We start from the raw sequence: 23617 nt of genomic DNA, 5'->3' as shown, positions 1-23617 counted from the left end.
CATGAGCACCGACGCTTTGCTGACGAAACTGCGCGCCGACCTGGGCAAGGACGCTGTTCTGACGGATGCGGACGTCACCGGCAGCTACTCCCGCGACATGATGCCGCTGGCACCTTCGGGCCGTCCGTTGGCGGTGGTGCTGCCCTCGGACGTCGAGGGCGTCCAGGCGGTGGTCCGCGCGTGCGCGGAGGCGGGGGTGCCGATCGTGCCGCGCGGGGCGGGCAGCGGGCTGTCCGGTGCCGCGAACGCCATCGACGGGTGTGTCGTCCTCGTGATGACCAAGCTGAACCAGATCGTCGAGGTCGACGCGGGCAACCGGCTCGCGGTGGTGCAGCCGGGCGTCGTCAACCTCGAGTTCCGTGACGCGGTGGAGAAGCACGGGCTGTTCTACCCGCCGGACCCGTCCAGCTACGACTGGTGCACGATCGGCGGCAACCTCTCCACCAACGCGGGCGGGCTGTGCTGCGTGAAGTACGGCGTCACCACCGACTCGGTGCTGGGCCTGGAAGTCGTCCTGGCCGACGGGTCGATCCTGAGGACCGGCCGCCGCACCGTGAAGGGCGTCGCCGGGTACGACCTGGCGCGGCTGTTCGTCGGCAGCGAGGGCACACTCGGCGTGATCACCCAGGCCACCGTGGCACTGCGACCACTTCCCCAGGCGCCCGGCACGCTCGTCGCCGGGTTCGACACCACCGAGGCGGCCGGCACCGCGGTGGCGCGCACCGTGCGCGAGGGCCTGGTGCCCTCACTGATGGAGATCATGGACGCCAGCTCCATCAAGGCGGCCGAAACGTACCTGAACACCGACCTCGGCGCGGGCTCCGACTGCCAGGCGCTCCTGCTGTGCCAGTCCGACTCGGGCGGCGAGGCCGCGCGGCGCGAACTGGCCGCGCTGGAGCAGATCTGCCAGGACTCGGGCGCGACGATGACGTACGCGACGGACGACCTGGCCGAGGGCCGCATGCTCATGCAGGCCCGCCGGGTGGTGCTGACCGCGCTGGAGCAGTACGGCGTGTGGCTGACCGACGACGTGTCGGTGCCGCGCACGCGCATCGCCGAGCTGATCGCCGGCTGCCAGCGGATCAGCGACGACGTCGGGCTGCGCATCGCCGTGGTCGGGCACGCCGGCGACGGCAACATGCACCCCACGATCGTCTACCAGCCCGACAACGAGGACGAGTTCACCCGTGCACGCAAGGCGTTCGACGCGATCCTCGACGTCGGCCTGTCCCTCGGCGGCACGGTCACCGGCGAGCACGGCGTCGGCAAGATCAAGAAGGAGTGGCTGGAGCGTGAGATCGGGCCGGTGGGCCTGCGCGTGCACCGGCAGATCAAGCAGGCCCTCGACCCCGGGAACCTGTTCAACCCGGGGTCGATGTTCTCGATGACCTAACGCTCGATGCGCGGGATCTGCTGGGTGACCTCGGAGTCCGACGGCTCCGAGGTCGCCGCGTGCTTCTTCTCGCGCCGCGCCCTGGCCCACTCGATGACGATCGGCACCACCGAGACCAGCACGATCAGGATGAAGATGGCCTCGATGTTGTTCTTGATGAACGAGATGTTGCCGAGCAGGTGACCGAGCGCGGTGATACCGCCGGCCCACAGGATGCCGCCGATGACCGTGTAGGTGAAGTACTTCTTCGGGTCCATCCGGCCGATGCCGGCGATCCAGGTGATGAACGTCCGCACGAAGGGCACGAACCGCGCCAGCACGACGGCCTTCGGGCCGTGCTTCTCCAGGAACGCGTGCGTCTTGTCGACGTACTCCTGTTTGAAGAACTTCGAATCCGGCCGCTTGAACAGCGCCGGCCCCGCCTTCCACCCGATCAGGTAACCGACGACGTTGCCCAGCAGCGCCGCGACGGTCACCAGGGTGCACACGAGCCACAGCGGCGTCTGGATCGAGCCCTGCGCCACGAACAGGCCCGCCGTGAACAGCAGCGAGTCACCGGGGAGCACCGGGAAGATGCTGCTCTCGATGAAGATGACCAGGCACAGCCCGACGATCACGTACGCGCCGAACTGGGTCAGCAGGTACTCGGGGTTGAACCACTTCGGCATCAGAGCGAGCGTGGTCGCGGTCTCGGCGAGAATCACAGCACAAAACGGTACAGGGTGACCCTGTGTGCATTATGTGGGCTCACAGGAGCGTGATGAGACCGATGACCGCGCCCGTCGCGAGACCCAGCAGGGCGGCCAGGCCGAGGACCCAGTGAACCGGCAGGTGACGCGCCTGCGGAACAGCCCGGCGCGGCATCGGTGGCGGCCCGGGCCGACGGCCGGCCGGGGGTTCGAGGGCCGCGCGCTCACGTTCCAGTGAGCTGGCGTCGGCTCCGGACAGCAGACCGAACTGCGGCCACCCGCCAGGAGGCGGCCCGGGGTGCGGCGCGCTGCGGGCCTGCGCCTGCAGCGCCTCGGCCAGCAGCCGTTCCGGATCCGTCGGCTCGCTCACCCTGCCCAGCGTAATCGGCGCCGCCGGAGGCCTGAAGGCGGAACGCCCGCCGAAGACGGCGGGCTGCCCGCGGGAAGGGGGACTCGCCGACGGGGAGCGTGTCAGGCGATCCAGGTGCCGTGGCGCAGGACGCGGGCGGGGCGCAGGTCGGCATCGAGCACCACCAGGTCCGCCGCGAGGCCCGTGCGCAGGGAGCCGAGCCGGTCGTGCAGGCCCAGTAGTTCGGCCGGGCGTCCCGAGGTGGCGCGGACCGCGTCGGGGATCGGCAGGCCGGCGCCCTTGACCAGGTTGCGGAACGCGGCGTCCATGGTCAGCGTGCTGCCCGCCAGCGATCCGGTGTCGGCCAGCGTCGCCACCCCGTCGCGGACGTCGACTTCGAGACGGCCCAGGTGGTAGCGGCCGTCGGCGGCGTCGGTGGCCGACATGGCGTCGGTGACGAGCGTCGTGCGGCCGCGGCCCGCGTACCGGGCCGCCAGGCGCAGCACCGTGGGGTGCACGTGGACCAGGTCGCAGATCAGCTCGACCGTGACGCGCTCGTCGTCCAGCAGCACGCCGATCGGGCCGGGTTCGCGGTGGTGCAGCGGCCGCATGCCGTTGAACAGGTGCGTCGCGACCGTGGCGCCCGCGTCGATGGCGGGCCGGATCTGCTCCTCGGTCCCGTCGGTGTGCCCGATCGCCGCGATCACACCGGACTCGGCGAGCTGCCGCACCGCGCGGACACCGCCGTTGAGCTCCGGCGCGAGCGTGACCATGCGCACCGCGCCGTGACCGGCCCGCAGCAGGGCATCGACGGTCGCCGTGTCGGGTTCGCGCAGGACCGCCGGGTCGTGGGCGCCGCAGCGCGCCGACGCGATGAACGGGCCCTCCAGGTGGATGCCCGCCAGTTCGTCGTCCTCGACCAGCTCGCGCAGCACCGCCATCTGGTCCACCAGGGTGCGGACCGGATCGGACACCAGGCTCGCCAGCATCGTCGTGGTGCCGTGCCTGCGGTGGGCCTTGACCGCGGTCGCGATCTCCTTCGCGTCACCGCTGGAGAACGATCCGCCACCGCCACCGTGGCAGTGCACGTCGACGAACCCGGGCACCACGTAGGAGCCGCCGACGTCGATCCGGTCGCCTGGCGGTGGCGTTCCGGTGCCGATGCCCGCGATCGCCCCGCCGGAGACCGCGAGCCACCCGTCCTCGACCAGCCCCTCGGGGAGCGCCAGCCTGCCGCCCGTCAGCACGAAACCCGTCACAGGCTCCAGCATATTGGTCTAAACCAGCTTAGGCACTCATGGCCTTCTGCAGAGCCTCCAGCGCGCGGCTCGCGGTGGACTTCACCGTGCCCTTGGAAATGCCCGCGACCTCGGAGATCTCGGCCTCCGAGAGCCCGCCGTAGTAACGCAGGACGAGTACCTCACGTTGCCGCGGCGGGAGCTTCGACAGGGCGTTGACCACCGACTGGTGCTCGCTGGACAACATGGCCAGGCTCTCCGCCGACCGGGCGTTGACCGCGTGCGGCGGGACGTACTCGCGGGCGGTCTTGCGGCGCCGCAGCACGCTGCGTGAGCCGTTGACGACGGCCGTGCGCAGGTACGCGACCGCGGCTGTCGCGTCCCGCAGCTTCCCCCAGTTCCGGTAGAGCCCGGTGAAGGCTTCCTGCACGACGTCCTCGGCTGTGGCCGGCTCGTCGACCAGCAGGATCGCCAGCCTGACCAGCCGCATCCGGTGGGTCTTGTACAGATCCTCCAGGGTCAGCGGCCCGGCAGGCTGGGCCGTCGCGGTTCCGGCCCCGTCCATGGTGCGCAAATGGCCGAGCGTGCGTTCGACGCTGCGCTCCGCGCTGCCCTCCGGCATGTACTCCCGCCTGTCCTCGGCACGAACGATGTCCACGTGCTGTACACGCGTGGACCAGCGTATCGGTTGATCTACTTCACCCGGTAGCGTGCGGAACAGCTACTCAACCGGAGGTGCGCGAATGGCTTGGTTCCTGGTGCAGACGGTCTACGACCAGGAGAAGTACGGGGCCGTGCGGCCGCGGCACCGCGAGTACCTCTCGAAGCTCGCGTCCGACGGCACGGTCGCGGTGGCAGGCCCGTTCGCGGACGACACCGGCGGCGCGATCCTCATCCAGGCCGAGGATGCCGACGCGTTGCAGGCGATCCTCGACGCCGACCCGTACGTCGTCGAGGGCGCGCTCGACGGGTTCACGGTCCGTGAGTTCAAGCCCGCGCTGGGCGCCTGGGTTCAGTAGACCCCGCCGAGCTTGGTGTGGTCCCAGCTGACGGTCTTCGTCGGGGTGAACACCAGCCCGACCCGTTTGGCCGCCTGCTGGGTGACCACGTCGGCGGCCAGTGAACCGCCGCCGTAGCGTTCCGCCATCGCCGAACCGATCTCGGCGACGGCCGGGGTGTCCTCGACGATCTCGACGTCGGCCTCGAACTGGACGCCACGCAGCTTGTCGTAGGTGTCCCCGGTCTCGATCAGCACGGTGGCCTGCGGCAACCGGCTGAGGTTGGCGACCTTCTGGGACTTGCGGTACGTCCACGTCGCCACGCCCTCGCCCCTCGGCACGTACCAGAGCGGGGCGAGGTGCGGGCGGCCGTTGGGGTTCATCGTGGCCACGTTGATGACCTTCTGCCCGGCGACGAAGGCGAGCACCTCGCCGGGGGTCATCCTGATCAGGTCACGGCGGGACATGCGGGCTCCTATCGGGTGGCTGCCCGTCCACCATGCCCTGTCACGGATGCCTCGCGCGCACCGCGTGCCTTGATGTCCTCCAGCGCTTCCCGGTCCGCGGACGGCAGGAGGCCGCGCGCGCCCAGCTCGACGATCGGCGGCAGGAACGACCGGACGGCCTTGAGCAGGCCGACCCACTTCGGCACGTGGATGACGCGGGCGCGCTTGAGGACACCCGCCTCGATCTGGTCCAGCGCGACGTTCAGCGGGTAGGTCTTGCCGAGCAGACCGGGCATGCCGGCGCGCATCTTGCCGAAGACCGGGTGCGCGTCGGCGCTTTCGACCAGGTCGGTGCGGATCCAGGTCGGGTGCGCGACGCCGACCTTGACGCCCAGGTGCGCGACCTCGGCGCGGAGGCTGTTGCTGAACGCCTCGACACCCGCCTTGGCCGCGGCGTAGTTCGCCATGCCGGGCGCGTGGGTGATCGCGGCGAGCGAAGAGATCGCCAGCAGGTAGCCCTTGCGCTCGATGACGTGCGGCAGCGTGACGCGGAACGTGCGCCACACGCCGAGCAGGTCGACCTCGATGACCTTCTCGAACGCGGCCGGATCGACCGAGCGCACGAAGCCGGTGGTGGCGATCCCCGCGTTGGCGATGACGATGTCGATGCCGCCGAAGTGCTCGACGACACCCGCCGTGGCCTTTTCCAGCGCCGCCCAGTCGGTGACGTCGGCTTCCCAGGCCCTCGCCGAGTCGCCGATGCGCTCGGCGACCCTGCGCTGCTCGTCGGCTTCGAGCCCGACGAGGGCAACCTTGGCGCCGCGGGCGGCGAGCCGCTCGGCGAGCCCGGCGCCAATGCCGCGCGCAGCTCCGGTGATGAGCACGACCTTGCCTTTTACGTTGGCCATGAGCGGACCCTACCGCAATCTACCGCGAGTAAGCTACTCCCGAGTAGGAGGTGTCCAGCCAGCGCACCCAGGGATGCGCACGTTCATTCCTCACCCGAACGGGTAAATTCCGGCCCGCCGTTCCCCCTGATCTCCGTCCGGCACATCTTGATCGGCATACAACGTCCGCGACCTCCCGGTCGGCCTTTGCGGACATTCCGCGCGCGGGCGCGAACCCTCGTTCAACCCTCGACGGAGGTCCCGGACCGGCCATCCGGCCGTTACCCCGTAGCCACCCGGAACCCACCGGCAACCTTGCCTTCCCCTGCTTCGCTCATAGCGATGCCGCCAGAGGGAAGGGGATCCCGGTGTCTGATTTGGACTCCGACCGGAAGTGGATCGAGGCGACGACGCTGGGTGATCTACTCGACCGCCGGGCGGCTGAGCATCCACAACGGACGGCCCTGAGCTTTCCGGGAGTGGAACTCACCTTTCGCGAACTGGCCGAGCGGGCCGACCATTTCGCCCGCGGCCTGCTGACCTGCGGCCTGCGCGCCGGGGACACGGTCGGGGTGCTCATGTCGAACTGCCCGGACGCGATCGCGGTCGTCTTCGGCGCGATGAAGATCGGCGTGGTCCCCGTCCCGGTCAACGCCCGCTTCAAGGGCTACGAACTCGGGATCGTGGTCCGGCACTCGGCGATGCGGTTGTTGGTCACCCACGGTCCGGACGGCGCGGGCCCGGACTTCCCGGCGCTGCTCGGCGAAACCTTCCCCGGGCAGGCGGGCGCCGGGCTGGCGGGAACCGCGGTCGAGCGGGTCGTCGTGCTCGGTGACCCGGCCCCCGCGCCGTTCCTGTCCGAAGAGGAGTTCGCCGAGCTGGCCGGCCGGGCCGATCCGGCTGAGGTCCGGCGGCGGCAGGAACTGGTGCGCGTGCGGGACACCGCGATCGTCATGTACACCTCGGGAACGTCGGCGAGCCCGAAGGGCGCGATGCTCAGCCACGAGGCGATCACCAGGTACGCCGCGGGTCTCGCCCGCACGCGGTTCTTCCTGGTCCCCGAAGACCGGGTGTGGACACCGTTGCCGCTGTTCCACATCGGCGGGCTCGCCTTCGCCTTCGCCACCGTCCACGCCGGCTGCACCTACTGCCACGCCGGCGTCTTCAAGCCCGCCGACGCGCTGGACGACCTGGAACGGCAACGGGCGACCGTGGTGCTCGTGGGGTTCGAGACCATCTGGCTGCCGGTGGTGAACCAGCCGGACTTCGCCCAGCGTGATCTCGCCTCGATCCGGGCGGTGATGTGCGTCGGGGTGCCGGAACGGTTGCGGGACATGGCGTCCCGGTTGCCACACGCGACCCAGGTTTCGTGCTTCGGGATGACCGAGGCGTCGTCCTTCCTCGCGCTGAACCACCTGACCGACTCCTTCGACCAGCGCACCGGCACGGGCGGGCACCCACTGCCCGGGATGGAGTGCCGGGTGGTCGATCCGGCCACCGGTGCCGACCTTCCGCCGGGCACTGAGGGAGAGCTGCTCTTCCGCGGCAGCAACTGTTTCGACGGCTACTTCCGCGATCCGGAACTGACCGCCAGCGTGTTCGACGAGGAGGGCTGGTTCCACACGGGCGATGTGGCCACCCTCGATCCCGAAGGCCGCGTCACCTTCGTCAGCAGGGTGAAGGACATGCTCAAGGTCGGCGGGGAGAACGTCTCGGCCGTCGAGGTGGAGGACTACCTGTTGCGGCATCCCGCGGTCGCCATCGCGCAGGTCGTCAGCGCCCCGGACGCCCACTACGTCGAAGTGCCCGCGGTCTACATCCAGCTCGCGCCCGGCGCGGCGGTGACAGAGCAGGAGATCATCGACTTCTGCCTGGGCAGCATCGCGACGTTCCGGGTGCCCAGGTACGTGCGGTTCGTCACCGAGTGGCCGATGTCCGGAACGAAGATCAAGAAGTACGTGCTGCGCGAGTGGATCGCGGCCGAGCTGGCCGAGGCGGGCATCACCGAGGCACCACGACTGCGGCCGCCGGCCCTGCACAGCGACGTGAGCCCGGCATGAGCGAACTCGCGTCGATGCTGCGCGGCCGCGCCCGTGCGGCGCGCGACGGTGACCCGGTGGCCGCGGTGCTCCAGCTGCCGCGCGGCCGGTCCGGGTACGCCCGGTACGAGCGGGTGCGTGCCGCGGGTGACCTGGTGCGCGGGCGCGGCAGGCTGTACATGAGCGCGTCACACGCGACGTGCGGCGAGGTGCTGCGCGGCAGGCAGTTCGGCGCGGTGCCGACCGCCGCGGCGAAACTGCGCCTGACCCCGCCACGTGGTCAGCGCAGCGCACTGCTGGTCCACCCGCTCGACGACTCGTTCGCCTCGGTCGACCCGCCCGAGCACACCCGGCTGCGCAGGATCGTCGCGCCGTGGTTCACCACCGCGGCCATGAAAGCGCGTGCGGGGTTCGTCGAGCGGGTCGTCGAGGACGAGCTCGACCGCCTGGACCGGCCCGGCACGGTCGACCTGATCGACGAGTTCGCCCTCCGGGTGCCGAGCCGGGTGATCTGCGAACTGCTCGGCCTGCCGCCCGCGGACCACGAGCGGTTCTGCCGGTGGGGCCTGGAGTTCGGCACGCTCGTCGACGGCGCACGCAACCCCGGTGAGGTGCGCCGCACCCGGACGCTGCTCAGCGAGATGGCCGACTACTTCGATGGCCAGGCCGCGCTGCGCCGCCGCGAGCCCGGCCGGGACGACCTGCTGGAGGTGCTGGTCCGGGCCGTCGATCAGGGCGAGATGACCGAGGCCGGGATGCTCGCGACCGCCGAGGCTCTGCTCATCGGCGGGTTCGTCACCACGTCCAACATCATCGGCAACGCGGTGGTGGCCCTCGACGCGGCTCCCGGGCAGCGGGAGGAGTTCCTCTCCGCGCCCGGCCAGGCCGCGCGAGTGGTGGAGGAAGTCCTCCGGCTCGACGCGCCCGCCCAGTACAGCGTCCGCGTCGCGAACGAGGCGGTGACCCTCGCCGGCGTGGACCTGCCCGCGGGAAGCGTGGTGGTGACCCTGCTCGCCGCCGCGAACCGGGACCCCGGGGTGTTCGCGGATCCGGCGCGCTTCGACTTCACCCGGCCGAACGTCCGTGACCACCTGTCGTTCGCGGCGGGCGTGCACTACTGCATCGGCGCCGGCCTCGCGCGGCTGGAAGGAGAGATCGCCCTGCGTTCCCTGTACTCACGATTCCCCCGGTTGAGCCAGGCGGGCCGGGCACGGTACTGCCCGTCCCGCGTCATCCGCGGTCCGCGGCTGCTTCCGGTCACGACGCGAGGTGCACGATGACCGCATTGCGCACGCTCGCCGAGAAGCGGGGGCGCGACCTCGGCCAGGTCGTCACCGGCGCGCTGGACTACCTGACCGGATGCCGCCGCCCGGACGGTTCGATCGCCGAGGACCCGGCCATCCGGATCTTCCAGGACTGGGACTCGGTGAACGCCCTCAAGGCCATCGGGCTGTGGCCGGAGTTCGCCACCGGCACGCACCGGCGGACCGCCGAGGCCATCATGGATTTCCTGCGTGCGCGGGAAAAACCCACTGGAATGCTGAGCTGGGGTGTGCTGGCGACCGGGCCCGCCGACTACTGCACGGAAACCAGCAGCGAATACGTCACGGCGCTCACCCTGGCCGGTCGCGGCGCGGAGTGCGGCGCCAAGGCGTCGTTCCTGCGGGCCAGGCAGTTGCCGTCGGGACCGTGGGCGGAGGTGCACCCGCACATCCCGCAGGCGTTCCAGACCGAGCCGTCGGTGACCGGGTTCGCCGCGATGGCCCTCACCGGCCTCGACCAGGAGCCGCGGTACCTCGACGAGATGCTCGCCTTCCTCGCCGGACGGCAGCAGCCGGACGGGCACTTCGGCATCAACTGGTACTACTACGGCACCTACTACTACCTGATGGCCCCTGCCGTGGCCGCGCTCGCCGAGTTCGGCCACCTGACCGCCGTGGCGCGGGCCAGGGACTTCGTGTTGTCGCAGCAGCGCCAGGACGGCAGCTGGTTCGACCAGATCGACGAGTTCGGCGACTACTCCTCGCCCGAGCAGCACACCGCCATGGCGCTGGAAACCCTGGCCCACGCCGGCGTCGGCGTGGGGGAGCCCGCGGTCGCGCGTGGCGTGGACTGGTTGCTGGGGCGCGTCCGGCCGGACGGCGGTTGGCGCGGCGGCCGCTACCCCTACCCGGACACCGACAGCTACCGCGGATTCCACGCGACACAGGACGTTTTCACCACCGCGCGCGCGATGTCCGCGCTGAAGCTCCTCGACGGGCTGGAGGCCTGATGACCCACTCCACTGACCAGATCGCCATCATCGGCATCGGGTGCCGTCTGCCCGGCGGGGCCACCGGCCCGCGGACGCTGTGGCGGCTGCTGGAGGACGGCGTCGACGCGGTCGGCCCGGTGCCGGAGGGCCGGTGGGACGTCGACCGCTACTACTCGCCGCGAGCCCAGCAGCCCGGCCGGATCAGCGCCCGCGAAGGCGGCTTCCTGTCCGAAGTGGACACCTTCGACGCCGCGTTCTTCGGCATTTCCGCCAGGGTCGCCGAGCAGATGGACCCACAGCAGCGGCTCATGCTCGAAGTGGCCTGGGAGACCCTTGAAGACGCCGGGACCGTGCCGGACCGGCTGGCCGGTGCCAGTGCCGGTGTCTTCCTCGGCGCGTGCAGCCAGGACTACGGCGCGCTCCAGTCGTCGCCGGGCGAGGTCAGCGGCCTGGGGGCGCATTCGGCGACGGGCACGTTCATGAGCATCCTGTCCAACCGCCTGTCCTACACGTTCGACCTGCGTGGTCCGAGCATGACCATCGACACCGCCTGCTCGTCGTCGCTCGTCGCGGTGCACCTCGCGGTGGAGAGCCTGCGGCGCGGGGAGTGCGGAATCGCGCTGGCCGGTGGCGTCAACCTGATGCTCACCCCCCAGTTCGGGATCGCGCTCAGCCAGGCGGCGATGTTGTCCCCGGACGGCCGGTCCCGTGCCTTCGACGCGGCGGCCAACGGGTACGTCCGCGGTGAGGGCGCCGGGATGGTCGTGCTCAAACCGCTGGAGCAGGCCCTGCGTGACCACGACCGCGTCTACGCCGTGATCCGCGGCAGCGCGGTGAACCAGGACGGGCGCACCCAGGGCATCACAGTGCCCAGCGGCGAGGCGCAGGCCGCCAACTTCCGGCTGGCGCTGGAACGCGCCGGGGTCGCGCCCGGCGAGGTGGGCTACGTCGAGGCGCACGGCACGGGCACCCCGGTCGGTGACCCGATCGAGGCCGCCGCGCTCGGCGAGGTGCTGACCGGCGGGGCCGCCGACCGACCGGCCGCCCTCATGGGTTCGGTCAAGACCAACATCGGCCACCTCGAAGCGGCCGCCGGGATCGCCGGTCTCATCAAGGCCGCCCTGTCCGTCCACCACCGCCGGGTGCCACCCAGCCTGCACTTCACGGCCGGGAACCCGGACATCGACTTCGACCGGCTGCGGCTCGACGTCCCCACGACGGCACGGCCGTGGCCGTCCGGCTACGAGCGGGCGATCGCCAGCGTCAACTCGTTCGGGTTCGGCGGCACCAACGCCAACGTGGTGCTGGAAGGCCCGCCCCCGGCCGGTTCCGCGCCGCGGGTGACCGGTCAGCCGGCCGTGCTCACGTTCAGCGCGCGCAGCGAAGCCGCCTTGCGCGAACTGGTGGCTGCCCACGCCGACCGGCTCGACGCGGACCACCCCGTGCTCGACGAACTGGGCGCGGCACTGGCCCTGCGACGCGGTCACCACCGGTTCCGGCTCGCGGTGGCCGCCGACACCGCGGGCGAGGCCGCCGGGAAGCTCCGCGAACACCTCGCGGGCGGCTCGCCCGCGAGTGTCGTCGCGGGAACCGCCGCACCGTCCCGGACCGGGCGGGTGGCCTTCCTGTTCAACGGGCAGGGGCCGCAGTGGTACGCGATGGGACGGACACTGCTGGAGACCAGCCCGGTGTTCCGGGACAAGATCATCGAATGCGACGAGGTCGCCCGGCCCTACCTCGGCTGGTCCATCCTCGAAGCCCTCACCGCCGACGAGGAGTCCTCGCGTGTCGGCGAGACGCACTGCCTGCAGCCGACCATGTTCGCGCTGCAGGTGGCGCTCGCCGAACTGTGGAAGAGCTGGGGCGTGACCCCGGACGCGGTGGCCGGGCACAGCATGGGTGAGATCGCCGCGGCCCACCTCGGCGGCGCGCTCGACCTCGGCCAGGCGCTGCGGGTGATCTGCACCCGGGCGCGCATCCAGGAGAAGGCCGACCCCTCCGGCGGGATGATGTTCGTCGCGCTGCCCAGGGACGAGGCCGAGGAGCTGTGCGAGAACCACCCCGGCCTGCTGTGGGTTTCCGCGGAGAACAGTTCCGGAGCGACGACGCTGTCCGGCAGGCGCCCGGTGCTCGAGCGGGTCGAAGCCGAGCTGCGTGAGCGCGACGTCTTCGCCCGGCTGCTCAAGGTGAACTGCGCCTGCCACAGCCAGGACATGGACCCGCTGCGGGACGAACTGCTGACCGAGATCGCCGGGGTGACCGGTTCTCCGGCGACGATCCCGATCTACTCGACCGTGACCGGTGAGCGGATCGAGGGCACCGAACTGGACACCGGCTACTGGTGGCGCAACTTCCGGCAACCGGTCCTGTTCGCGCCCGCGATCCGGTCCATGCTCGCCGAGGGCATCGACACGTTCGTCGAACTCAGTCCGCATCCGGTTCTGGTCAACTCGCTGCGGGAGGTGTTCGGCGAACGCGGCGCCGACGCCGTCGCGATTCCCACCCTGGCGCGGAACAAGGACGACTGGGAGCGGTTCCGGTCCGCGTTCGCCACGCTGTACGCGTCCGGGTACCAGCCGGACTGGGCGGCGCGCTACCCGGACGGGGCACCGGTGCTCGACCTGCCCGGCAACCCGTGGGTCCGCGAGCGGTACTGGAACGAGAGTGCCATCTCGTGGCAGTACCGGGCGGGCGGGCAGACCCATCCGGTGCTCAAGCGGGTCGACGGTCCGAGGCCGTCCTGGGAGATCGACTGGAACGACCACCGGCTGTCCTGGGTCCACGAGCACGACGTGCTCGGTTCCGTGATCGTGCCCGGCGCCACCTACGTCGAGGCCGCCCTCGCCGCGGCTCAGGAGGTGACCGGTCAGGCGTGCGCGCTGGAGTACGTCGCGTTCGAGCGGGCCTGCGTGCTCGACGGTGAGCCACAGCTGAGCCGTCTGGAGATGGATCCGGACACCGGCACGTTCGAGTTCCACCAGCGTCCGGCGCGGGGACAGAACTGGGTGCGCAACGCGCGGGGCCGCTTCCACCCGGCCGGGCCGACGCGGGAGGAGACCGTCGACCTCGACTCCATCCGCGCGCGGTGCACGGCTTCCCACAAGGCCGTGGACGTGTACGGCGAACTGCAGCGACGGGGCTACGCCTACGGGCCCGCCTTCTGCGGTATCGCCGAGCTGCACACCGGCAGCGGTGAGGCGCTGGCGCGGATCAAGGCCCCACGGGTCCTGCGCAACCGCCTCGCGGGTCACCTCATGCATCCGGCCGTCCTCGACGCGTGTTTCCAGAGCGCGATCCTGCACCCGGCCGACGGCGACACCGCGCTGCTGCCGTTCCGCTACCTGCCGACCGGGATCGACGCGGTGCGCGTGCACGGACCGCTCGCCGGCGCGGAGTGGTGCCACACCGTCGCCCACAAGCACGACGGCAGCGGCCTGTCGGTCGACGTCCGGGTGTTCGACGCGCGGGGACGGCTGCTGGCCGAGTTCGCGCCGTTGACCGGCAAGGTCGTGCCGGACGAGGACGCCGCCTCGGATCGTGCCCTGTCCGGTGACCTGTACCGGTTCCGCTGGGAGCGCCAGGACACCGGCCGGAACCTGCCCAGCGCGGTCCGGTCGGCGCCGCTCCAGCTGTGCGAGCGCCTCGGGCCGCTGCAGCGGGAGTACGCCGTCCGCTACGGCCGGGACCGGTACAAGACCGGTTACCAGCACCAGGTCCGGCGACTGGCCTCGGGATACGTGGCGGACGCCCTCCGGCGGTTCGGCCAGGAACTCGCACCGGGCACGGTGGTGGCTCCCCGCGAGCTGCCCGGACTGCTTCCGAAATACCGGACAGCCGTCGCCGGGCTGGTCCGGTTCCTCGCCGAAGACGGCCTGCTCCGCGAGGAGGACGGCCATTTCCACGTCGAAGCGGACCCCGTCGAGCCGCCGGACTGGGCGGACGTGCTGCGGGAGCATCCGTCGTGCGTGTGGGAGCTGAACCTTCTGCGCCGCACGGGTTCGCGCCTGCACGACGTGCTGACCGGGCAGACCGATCCGCTGGAGCTGCTGTTCCCGCAGGGCTCCGGGGCCGACGCCGAACCGGTCTACCAGACCTCTCCCATCGCCCGGTTCCACAACCGGTTGCTCAAGGAGGCGGTGGACCAGCTGGTCCGCGACGCCGCTCCCGGCCGGACCGTGCGGGTGCTGGAGGTGGGTGGCGGCACCGGCGGGCTGACCGCGAGCCTGTTGCCCGCCCTGCCCCCGGACCGGTGCGAGTACGTGTTCACCGACGTCTCACCGGCCTTCGTCGCCGGTGCGCGGGAGCGGTTCCGGGACTACGGCTTCGTCGACTACCGGACCCTGGACCTGGAGAACGACCTCGAAGCGCAGGGCCTTCGCCCCGCCTCGTTCGACCTCGTGGTCGCCGCCGACGTCGTGCACGCCACCGCCGACCTCAAGCGGACCCTGCTCGGGTTGCACGAGGCGTTGGCGCCCGGCGGGATACTGGCGCTGCTGGAAGCCCTGCCCGGCAACCGGTGGCTCGACCTGACCTTCGGCCTCACCGACGGCTGGTGGTCGTTCCGCGATCTGTCGGTGCGCACGGACGGACCGCTGCTCCCGGCGGCGAGCTGGCAGCACCTGCTCACCTCGGTCGGCTTCGACGAGGTGGCCGCGACCGGCGACGACGGACCGGGCAGCCAGGCCGTGCTCCTCGCCCGCGCCGCCGGATCGGTCGAACAAGCTCCACCGCCCGCGATGGAGGGCACCTGGCTCATCGTGGACGGCGGCGACGAGCTGGCGTCCCACCTGGCCGCCCGCATCACCGCGCTGGGCGGCTCGCCGGTGGTGGTCCCCTCCTCCGGGGCGGACGGCGAATACCGGCAGCTGCTGGAGTCCCTGCGACCACGGGCGATCGTGCAGTTCGGCACCGCCGGCCGCGATCCGGTGGGCGCGGCGATCGACGACGCGGCGACCACCGTCGCACTGCTGCGTGCGGTCGAAGAAGCCGACACCGACCGGCCCCGGTGTTTCGTGCTCACTCGCGGCACGCACGCGTTCCGCAACCCGTCGGTCCGGCTGGGCGGCTCGGCCGCCTGGGGCATCGGTACCGTCGCCGGGCTGGAGCTGCCGCACACCGAGTTCACCGTCATCGACCTCGACCCCGGCTCGGACGACGTGGACTCCGTGCTGGCGCAGTTGTGCATCGACGACGCGGAAGGCCAGGTCGCGCTGCGGGCGGGCGAGCGGTTCGTCCGCCGTCTGGTGCCCCTGCCCGCCACCGAGGTCGAGACGCCGGTCGACGGCCGCGAACTACCCGAGGGGCAGCGGTTCGCGGTGGGCATCGGCCAGGCGGGCGCGCTGGACGAACTGGGGTTCCACGCGGCCGAGCGAGCCGCGCCGGGTGCCGGGCAGGTCGAGGTGCGGGTGGTGGCCGCGGGCCTGAACTTCCTCGACGTGATGACCGCGCTCGGGCAGGTTCCGCCGCTCGACTCCGCAGGCGGGCTCCGGTTCGGCGCCGAATGCGCGGGCGTGGTCACCCGGGTCGGCCCGGACGTGGACGGGGTCAGCGTCGGCCAGCCGGTGATCGCGGTGTGCGCCGAGCAGGGAACTCTCGCCTCGCACCTGGTCGTCGACGCCCGGTGCGTCGTGGCCAAACCGGACTCGCTCGGGTTCGAGGAGGCGGCGGGAATGCCGATCGCCTTCCTCACCGCCTGGTACGCGCTGCACGAACTGGCCCGCGTGCGGGCGGGCGAACGGGTGCTGATCCACTCCGGCACCGGCGGCACCGGCCTGGCGCTGGTGCAGCTGGCCGTCCTCGCGGGCGCCGAGGTGTTCGCGACCGCGGGCTCCCCGGAGAAACGTGAGTTGTTGCGGGCGCTCGGTGTGCGGCACGTGATGGATTCGCGGTCGCTGGACTTCGCCGACCAGGTGCGCGCGGCCACCGGCGGCGAGGGCGTGGACGTCGTGGTGAACTCGATAGCCGGTGACGCGGTCGCGCGCGGGCTCGCCTCTCTGGCGTCCTACGGCCGGTTCGTCGAGCTGGGCAAGCGTGACCTGCTCGCGGACGCCCCGATCGGCCTGCGCCCGTTCCTGAACAACCTGTCCTACTTCGGTTTCGACCTCCGGCAACGCCTCGCGGACCGTCCGGACGAGGTCCGCGAGGCCCTGACCGGGTTGCTGGACCTCGTGCGGCAGGGGCGGCTGCACCCGCTGCCGTACCGGGTGTTCCCGCCCGCCGAGACGACATCCGCGTTCCGCCGTCTCGCCGCCGCGCGCCACATCGGCAAGCTGGTGGTGGCCATGGACGAGCACGAGGTTCCCGTCCAGCCCGTGCCTGCCCCCGAGGGGCCGCGGGGCACCTGGCTGGTCACCGGTGGCCTGGGCGGTTTCGGCCTCGCCATGGCGGAACAGCTGGTCGCCGACGGCGTGCGCAGCCTGGTGCTGGCCGGGCGTTCCGGAGCGTCCAGCGACACCGCGGTGGCGGCCGTGGACAAGCTGCGCGCGGCCGGTGCCGAGGTGGTCACCGCCGCGGTCGACGTGACCTCCCGCGCGGAACTGGCCGCGTTGCTGGACCGCGTCGACCGGGAACTGCCCCCGCTGCGCGGAATCCTGCATGGCGCGATGGTCCTCGACGACGGGGTGCTCACCGACCTCGACCGGAACCGGATGGCGACGGTCGTCGCGCCGAAGGCGCTCGGGGCGTGGCACCTGCACGAGCTGACCGCGGACCGGCCGCTGGACGCCTTCGTGTTGTTCTCGTCCGCGACGTCGATGCTCGGCAACGCGGGACAGGCCAACTACGCCGCGGCGAACGCCTTCCTGGACCACCTCGCCGAAGCCAGGCGAGCCGCCGGGCTGCCCGCGCTCGCGGTCAACTGGGGCGCGGTGGCCGACGCGGGGTACGTGGCCCGGCACGGCGACGTGGCCCGCAAGGTGGCCGCGACGGGCATGCGGGCCTTCCCGGTCGCCGACGCCTACCGCGTGCTCGACCTGCTCCGCCGTGGTTCGCACGCCCAGGTGGGCGTGCTGCCGACCGACTGGAACCGGTTCCTCGCCCAGTATCCGGTGGTACCGCCGCGGTACGCCCACGTCGCCGACGGCACCGGAGACGACGGCACGAACGGTGGCGGCCGCGACAGCGACAAGCCGCTGCGGCACCGGCTCGGCACCATCAGCGGGCAGGCACGGGAAGGGCTGATGAAGGAGGCGCTGTCGGCGAAGGTGGCCGCCGTGCTCGGCATCCCCCTGGACGCGCTGGATGACCGGATGCCGCTGATGGACTACCTGGATTCGCTGCTCGCCGCGGAGATCAGCTCGTGGATCGAGCGGGAGTCCGGCGTCAAGGTCACCATCATGGAGCTGATGAAGGGCCCGACCGTGGTGGAGCTGTCGGGGCGCCTGCTCACCCGGCTGGACGAGAAGGTGGCGCGCTAGTGGGCGCCGAAGAGTTCGCGGTCGTGCTGCCCCGCAGCGGGATCGCGCTGCGGGGCAAGCGCTCCGGCCGGCCGGACGGTGTCCCGGTGCTCTGCCTGCACGGCTGGCTGGACAACTGCGCAAGTTTCGACCAGCTCGCCGAGCGGATGCCGGGCACGGTGGACCTGCTCGCGGTGGACCTGCCCGGACACGGCCTGTCGGACCCGATCCCGTCCGCCACCTGTCACTACCTCGACTACGCGGCGTGCGTGCTGGAGCTCGTGCAGGACCTGGGGTGGCAGAACTTCCACCTGATCGGGCACTCACTGGGCGGAGCGCTGTCCTCACTGGTCGCGGGGCTGCACCCGGAGAAGATCCTCCGGCTGGTCCTGCTGGACGCCATCGGCCCGCTGTCGGCGAGTCCGGCGGACACCGTCGAGGCCATGGCCGGCTATCTCACGACCTACCTGTCGGACACCGCGCACCCGGTGTACCCGAGCAGGGCCAAGGCGGTCAAAGCGCGGGTCCAGCTGGCCGACATCCTGCTGGACACGGCGCAGACACTGGTGGAACGCGGTCTGCGGGAGGTTCCCGGCGGCTACTCGTGGCGCCACGACGTGCGGTTGAAACGGTCGATCCCGCGGACGTTCACCGAGGACCAGGTCCGGGCGTTCCTGCGCACCATCACGGCGCCCACGCTGCTGGTCCGCGCGGAACGGACGGCACTGGTCGAAAGCTTCTACCCCGGGCGCATCGACAGCGTGCCGGATCTGCGGACGGTCACCGTGCCCGGCGGCCACCACGTGCACATGGAGAACCCGGTGCCCGTCACGAACGCGGTGCTGGAGTTCCTCGGTCTCGGCTGACCACGGTGCCGGAGAGGACGGGCGCGTCCCGCCTCTCCGGCACCGTCGTGTGGAACTCCAGTTCGCCGTCGCCGGTCCAGATCCCGGTGCGCAGGACGTCGCCGGGGAACACCACGCCGGTGAACCACGCGACGTAACGTCCGAGCGCGTCCGGGTCGCCGTCCCACACCGCGTCCACGATCGCCTTGGCCACCATCCCGTAGGTGCACCCGCCCTGCAGGAACGGGCGCTCGAAACCCGCAGCCGTGGCCGCGGCCGGAACGACGTGCACCGGGTTGCGGTCCCCGCACATCCGGTAGAGCAGCGCCTGTTGTGGCTGCGTCGGTACGTGCAGCACCAGGTCGGGCTCCCGGTCCGGCCGACGGGGGCGCCGGTGCGGGTACCCGGGCCCGCCGAACCCGCCCTCACCCGCCGCGCGGATGTCACACACCGACGTGAACAGCGGCTGGTCGTCCGGCCCGACAGCCTCGGTGCGCTGCACCAGCACCGCGGCGTTGCCGGTGTCGTGCACCGCGTCGATGGTGGTCTCGGTCCGCAGCTCGCCGCGGGCCGGGACCGGCCGGTGCGACACCAGCTCCTGGCGGGCGTGCAGCAACCGGCCGAGCCTGAGCGAGAGTCCGGGAAAGCGGATCTCCGGCGGTTCCGGGTGGTAGTGCTCCGCCGCGGCCACCCCGAACACGGCGGGGACCGTCATCGCGAACGTCGGCAGCACGACGAGGTCGTCTTCGTGCAGGTACCGCAGCTGACGCGGGTCCACCGGGTCGGCATCGGGGCCGAGCAGGGCGAGCTGGTACTGCAGCACGTCCCGGACCGACCACACGAACGTCGAAGCGGGCAGCCGGAGACTTCGCACGCGTGCGGGATCGACAGTCACGACCGCTGCTACTGGGAGGCGTCGTCGAGCTGGGCGAGGTCCGTTTCGGTCAGCCGCAGCTCCACCGAGGCGATCAGGTCGGCCAGCTGCTCCTCGTTGCGGGCGCTGGCGATCGGCGCGGCGACCGTCGGCTGGGCGGCCAGCCACGCCAGTGCCACGGCGGCGGGCGTGGTCGAATGCGCGGCCGAGATGTCGTCGAGCGCCTCCAGCACCCGCTCGCCGCGGTGGTCCAGGTACGCGACCGCGCCCTCGGCGCGCGGGCTGCCGCCGGCCTCGCGCGAGCGGTACTTGCCCGTCAGGAAGCCCTTCGCCAGCGCGAAGTACGGCAGCGTGGCCAGCCCCTCCTTCGCCACGAGCGGGGCCAGTTCCTGCTCGTACCCGCGCTCGACGAGGTTGTAGTGCGGCTGCACGGCGGCGTACCGCGCGAAGCCCTCCCGGTCCGAGATGGACAGCGCCTCCGCCAGGCGCGAAGCGCTGTAGTTCGACGCGCCCAGGTAACGCACCTTTCCCGCCCGCACCAGCTCGTCGAAGGCACCCAGCGTCTCCTCCAGTGGTGCGTCGGCGATGTCGCGGTGCGCGTAGTACAGGTCGATGTGATCGGTCCGGAGCCGGCGCAGCGAGTCCTCCGCGGCCTCGCGGATGTTCTTCGCCGTCACGCCGGGGCGCTTGTCCCAGCTGCCCACCTTGGTGGCGATGACGATGTCGTCGCGGCGGCCGCGGCGGGCCAGCCAGTTGCCGATGATCGTCTCCGACTCGCCGCCCGAATTGCCGGGAACGCGCGCCATGTAGGCGTCCGCCGTGTCGACGAAGTTGCCGCCCGCGGCCGCGTAGGCGTCGAGGACGGCGAAGGAACGCTCCTCGTCGGCGGTCCAGCCGAACACGTTCCCGCCGAGGTTGAGGGGGTAGACCTCGAGATCACCGATTTTGGCCATGCATCCAACGTAGAGGAATGCGGGGACCACCCGCCGTGGTTGACACGTTCATGGCTATCGAACTCGGCAAGATCGGTATCTGGGCCGGCTGGCCCGCGCTCAACGCGGACGTGGCACGCGAAGTCGAATCGCTCGGTTACGGTGCGATCTGGATCGGCATGTCGCCGGACGGGCAGCTGACGCTCGTCGACGAGCTGCTGGACGCGACCGAGAACATCAAGGTCGCCACCGGCATCGTCAACATGTGGAAGGACGACGCGGCCACCGTCGGCGCGTCCTGGCACCGGATCGAGGCGAAGCACCCGGGTCGGTTCCTGCTCGGCGTCGGCATCGGCCATCCGGAAGCGACGCAGGAGTACCAGAAGCCCTACGACAAGATCGTCGACTACCTGGGCGGCCTGGACCAGGCGGGCGTGCCGGTGGCCGCACGGGCGCTGGCCGCGCTGGGCCCGAAGGTGCTCAAGCTCTCCGCCGAGCGGACCGCGGGCGCCCACCCGTACCTGACCACGCCCGAGCACACCAGGGAGGCGCGCAAGGTCCTCGGCGACGGCGTGCTGCTGGCGCCCGAGCAGAAGATCGTGCTGGAGACCGACCCGGAGAAGGCCCGCGCCACCGCCCGGCCCGGGATCCAGAATCCCTACCTCAACCTGGTGAACTACCGCAGCAACCTGCTCCGCCACGGCTGGACCGAGGCCGACCTGGACAACGGCGGCAGCGACGCGCTGATCGACGCGCTCGCCCTGCACGGCGACATCGAGTCGATCGCGCGCGGCATCCAGGCGCACCTCGACGCCGGCGCGGACCACGTGTGCGTCCAGGTCCTCGGCGACGACCCGCTGCCCGGCTACCGCGCCGTCAGCAAGGCCCTGCTGTCCTGACCTCGACGACGCCCCGCCCCCACCACCGGGGCGGGGCGTCTTTTCTCACTTGATCGTTCCCGACCTGGGACCGCAGAGAGCCGGGCCACTGTCCTGGCGCCGCCGACCTCGTACGATTCGGGCAAGAAGGCGAACCACAGCTAGGAGGACCCACGATGCCCATCGCCACCCCCGAGGTCTACGCGGAGATGCTGGACCGGGCCAAGGCGGGCGAGTTCGCGTACCCGGCGATCAACGTGACCTCGTCGGAGACCCTCAACGCCGCCCTGCGCGGGTTCGCCGACGCGGAGAGCGACGGGATCATCCAGATCTCGACCGGTGGCGCCGAGTTCGCCTCCGGTACCCGGGTCAAGGACATGGTGACCGGCTCGACCGCGCTCGCCGAGTTCGCGCACGTCGTCGCCGACAAGTACCCGGTGAACATCGCCCTGCACACCGACCACTGCCCGAAGGACAAGCTGGACGGCTTCGTCCGCCCGCTGATCGAGCTGTCCCAGGAGCGCGTCAACCAGGGGCGGAACCCGCTGTTCCAGTCGCACATGTGGGACGGCTCCGCGATCGACCTGGACGAGAACCTGGAGATCGCCAGCGAACTGCTCGCGAAGGCGGCCGCGGCGAAGATCATCCTGGAAGTCGAGATCGGCGTCGTCGGCGGTGAGGAGGACGGCGTCTCGAACGAGATCAACGAGAAGCTGTACACCGCCGAGGGCGACTTCGTGAAGACCGTCGACGCGCTGGGCACCGGCGAGAAGGGCCGCTACCTGCTCGCCGCCACCTTCGGCAACGTGCACGGCGCCTACAAGCCGGGTGCCGTGCAGCTGCGCCCGGACGTGCTCAAGCGCGGCCAGCAGGTCGCCGCCGAGAAGCTGGGCCTGCCCGAAGGCAGCAAGCCGTTCGAGCTGGTCTTCCATGGCGGTTCCGGCTCGCTGCTGGAGGAGATCCACGAGGCGGTGTCCTACGGCGTGGTGAAGATGAACGTCGACACCGACACCCAGTACGCCTTCTCCCGCCCCATCGCCGACCACTTCTTCAAGAACTACGACGGTGTCCTGAAGATCGACGGCGAGGTCGGCAACAAGAAGACCTACGACCCGCGCAGCTACCTCAAGGTGGCCGAGGGCGCGATGGCCAAGCGCATCGTCGAGGCCGCCGAGCACCTCAAGTCGGCGGGCACGAAGATCAGCTGACCGTGTGGTGGGTCCTCGCGCGCGTGAGGGCCCACCACAACGCGGGCAGGCCCGCCAGGATCACCAGCGCGGGCCAGTAGGCGAACGGCGGCGCGGACTCGGTGTGCGCGCCGCCCAGCAGCCACGGGCGCAGCTGCGCCTGCAGCCACAGCGCGCCGTAGCCGAACGCGGTCACCAGCAGCCCGCCGACCAGCGGGGTCAGCACGCGGTGTGCGCGCCCGATCCGGAACGCGACGTCCACCGCGAGCCCGACGGCGAGCAGGTAGAAGGGGACCGCCGAGGCCGGGAACGTGCCCACGACCAGCAACGGCCAGATGACCGCGCGGTAAGCCACGTACGCGGCGGCCACCGCCGTCGCCGCCCAGGCGCGGCCGAGGGTGTGCCGCGCCAGCGCCAGCACCAGCGCCGACACCCCGACGCCCCACAGCGGATACACCCAGTCCGCGATCGGCATCGCGAAGTGCAGCACGGCGACGCGGTCGACCGGATGCCCGATCTGCTCGGCGGCGAAGCTCAGCAGCGACGGCTCGGCCTCGGGCGTGCCGCGCTCCCACGCACGCAGGCCGAGGATGCCGTACTCCTGCTGCCCGTTGGGGAAGAAGGTGTTCTCCAGGAAGAACACCCACAGCCCGGTCAGCACCAGCGTGCGGAACCGGCCCGGCGGCGCCGACTTCATCCAGCCGTCCAGGACTCCGGCCAGCGTCACGCCGGTGCCGATGTAGAGCAGCATGTGCGTGGGACTCCACGCGGTCAGGTCGAGGCCGCTGACGCGGTGGTTGATGACGTCCAGCGGCGCCGCGACCAGGAACATCACCAGCCCGGCCTGCATCAGCCGCAGCGAGCGCCGGTCGCAGCCGAGCCCGGTGTAGCTGTGGATCGCGACCAGGACGATCACGATGCCGGTACCGACCGTGTTGATCAGGTGCGGCGGGGCGAGGTCGTCGCGGATGAACTTGAAGTGCCACGACATGTCCCACGACGAGCCGATGACCTTGAAGGCGAACGCGGTGAGCCACATGCCGTAGGCGAACCGCAGCACCCACCCGGGCGTCGGGCGGCCCGGCGCGCCGCGTTCCCAGTGGGTGGCGAAGAAAAGCCTGGTCTTGCCGATGGGGTCCCTCGGCACGGAAACGCCCTCGGCGGTCCCCTCGAGCGCCTTCGTCATGCGGACATCATCCACGGCCCGGATGCCG

At 71.3% G+C, this 23617-nt stretch carries 18 protein-coding genes; 9 read left to right on the top strand and 9 right to left on the bottom strand.

Annotated elements, in window-relative coordinates; translation table 11 throughout:
- Position 1 precedes the first annotated feature (1 nt).
- Positions 2-1393, top strand: a complete 1392-nt coding sequence (locus HNR02_RS10220) for an FAD-binding oxidoreductase (protein ID WP_179772909.1) — start codon at positions 2-4, stop codon at positions 1391-1393.
- Here the strand turns inward: HNR02_RS10220 and HNR02_RS10215 are convergent.
- From HNR02_RS10215 to HNR02_RS10200, 4 genes are all read right to left on the bottom strand, one after another.
- On the bottom strand, positions 1390-2097 hold the full coding sequence (locus tag HNR02_RS10215) for a DedA family protein (protein ID WP_179772908.1): 708 nt from the start codon (positions 2095-2097) through the stop codon (positions 1390-1392). The two genes, HNR02_RS10220 and HNR02_RS10215, sit on opposite strands and share 4 nt — an antisense overlap.
- Before the next feature lie 43 nt (positions 2098-2140).
- Positions 2141-2452: a hypothetical protein gene (locus HNR02_RS10210; RefSeq protein ID WP_179772907.1), complete on the bottom strand. Its 312-nt coding sequence runs from the start codon at positions 2450-2452 to the stop codon at positions 2141-2143.
- Positions 2453-2553: 101 nt separating this feature from the next.
- Positions 2554-3678 carry an N-acetylglucosamine-6-phosphate deacetylase gene (nagA, locus tag HNR02_RS10205; RefSeq protein ID WP_179775829.1) on the bottom strand — a complete coding sequence of 375 codons (1125 nt, stop codon included), beginning with the start codon at positions 3676-3678 and terminating at the stop codon, positions 2554-2556.
- 40 nt (positions 3679-3718) lie between these two features.
- A complete protein-coding gene (locus HNR02_RS10200) occupies positions 3719-4291 on the bottom strand; it encodes a SigE family RNA polymerase sigma factor (protein ID WP_179775828.1) in 573 nt (190 codons plus the stop codon).
- A gap of 121 nt (positions 4292-4412) precedes the next feature.
- Between HNR02_RS10200 and HNR02_RS10195 the strand changes: the two genes are divergently transcribed.
- A complete protein-coding gene (locus tag HNR02_RS10195; protein ID WP_179772906.1) occupies positions 4413-4688 on the top strand; it encodes a YciI family protein in 276 nt (91 codons plus the stop codon).
- On the opposite strand, the gene HNR02_RS10190 is transcribed toward HNR02_RS10195, so the two are convergent.
- The gene (locus HNR02_RS10190; RefSeq protein WP_179772905.1) at positions 4682-5134 is read right to left on the bottom strand and encodes a pyridoxamine 5'-phosphate oxidase family protein; all 453 of its coding nucleotides are present in this window, start codon (positions 5132-5134) and stop codon (positions 4682-4684) included. The genes HNR02_RS10195 and HNR02_RS10190 overlap by 7 nt on opposite strands.
- Before the next feature lie 8 nt (positions 5135-5142).
- Entirely contained in the window at positions 5143-6021 is an 879-nt protein-coding gene (locus tag HNR02_RS10185) for an SDR family oxidoreductase (protein ID WP_179772904.1), read from the bottom strand.
- A gap of 347 nt (positions 6022-6368) precedes the next feature.
- Here HNR02_RS10185 and HNR02_RS10180 point away from each other — a divergent pair, with 347 nt between their 5' ends.
- The 5 genes from HNR02_RS10180 to HNR02_RS10160 are packed head-to-tail and all read left to right on the top strand — an operon-like array spanning position 6369 to position 18553.
- A complete protein-coding gene (locus HNR02_RS10180) occupies positions 6369-8060 on the top strand; it encodes a class I adenylate-forming enzyme family protein (protein WP_179772903.1) in 1692 nt (563 codons plus the stop codon).
- Positions 8057-9319: a cytochrome P450 gene (locus HNR02_RS10175; protein WP_179772902.1), complete on the top strand. Its 1263-nt coding sequence runs from the start codon at positions 8057-8059 to the stop codon at positions 9317-9319. The genes HNR02_RS10180 and HNR02_RS10175 overlap by 4 nt, the downstream gene beginning before the upstream one ends.
- On the top strand, positions 9316-10311 hold the full coding sequence (locus tag HNR02_RS10170; RefSeq protein WP_179772901.1) for a prenyltransferase/squalene oxidase repeat-containing protein: 996 nt from the start codon (positions 9316-9318) through the stop codon (positions 10309-10311). The genes HNR02_RS10175 and HNR02_RS10170 overlap by 4 nt, the downstream gene beginning before the upstream one ends.
- On the top strand, positions 10311-17708 hold the full coding sequence (locus tag HNR02_RS10165; protein ID WP_179772900.1) for a type I polyketide synthase: 7398 nt from the start codon (positions 10311-10313) through the stop codon (positions 17706-17708). The genes HNR02_RS10170 and HNR02_RS10165 overlap by 1 nt, the downstream gene beginning before the upstream one ends.
- Positions 17708-18553: an alpha/beta fold hydrolase gene (locus HNR02_RS10160; protein ID WP_179772899.1), complete on the top strand. Its 846-nt coding sequence runs from the start codon at positions 17708-17710 to the stop codon at positions 18551-18553. The genes HNR02_RS10165 and HNR02_RS10160 overlap by 1 nt, the downstream gene beginning before the upstream one ends.
- Here the strand turns inward: HNR02_RS10160 and HNR02_RS10155 are convergent.
- Positions 18516-19427, bottom strand: coding sequence for a MaoC/PaaZ C-terminal domain-containing protein (locus HNR02_RS10155; protein WP_179772898.1), 912 nt, complete (start codon positions 19425-19427; stop codon positions 18516-18518). The genes HNR02_RS10160 and HNR02_RS10155 overlap by 38 nt on opposite strands.
- Positions 19428-19435: 8 nt before the next feature.
- Entirely contained in the window at positions 19436-20359 is a 924-nt protein-coding gene (locus HNR02_RS10150) for an aldo/keto reductase (protein ID WP_179772897.1), read from the bottom strand.
- A 50-nt stretch (positions 20360-20409) separates the two neighbouring features.
- Here HNR02_RS10150 and HNR02_RS10145 point away from each other — a divergent pair, with 50 nt between their 5' ends.
- Positions 20410-21237, top strand: a complete 828-nt coding sequence (locus tag HNR02_RS10145; protein WP_179772896.1) for an LLM class F420-dependent oxidoreductase — start codon at positions 20410-20412, stop codon at positions 21235-21237.
- A 155-nt stretch (positions 21238-21392) separates the two neighbouring features.
- A complete protein-coding gene (fbaA, locus tag HNR02_RS10140) occupies positions 21393-22424 on the top strand; it encodes a class II fructose-bisphosphate aldolase (RefSeq protein WP_179772895.1) in 1032 nt (343 codons plus the stop codon).
- Here fbaA and HNR02_RS10135 read toward each other — a convergent pair.
- Positions 22417-23589, bottom strand: coding sequence for a hypothetical protein (locus HNR02_RS10135; RefSeq protein WP_179772894.1), 1173 nt, complete (start codon positions 23587-23589; stop codon positions 22417-22419). The two genes, fbaA and HNR02_RS10135, sit on opposite strands and share 8 nt — an antisense overlap.
- Between the last annotated feature and the right edge of the window lie 28 nt (positions 23590-23617).

The sequence above is a fragment of the Amycolatopsis endophytica genome, from assembly GCF_013410405.1.
Taxonomy (GTDB): domain Bacteria; phylum Actinomycetota; class Actinomycetes; order Mycobacteriales; family Pseudonocardiaceae; genus Amycolatopsis_E; species Amycolatopsis_E endophytica.
Note: the sequence above shows the minus strand (reverse complement) of the source record. Positions and strands in the feature narration are given on the sequence as shown.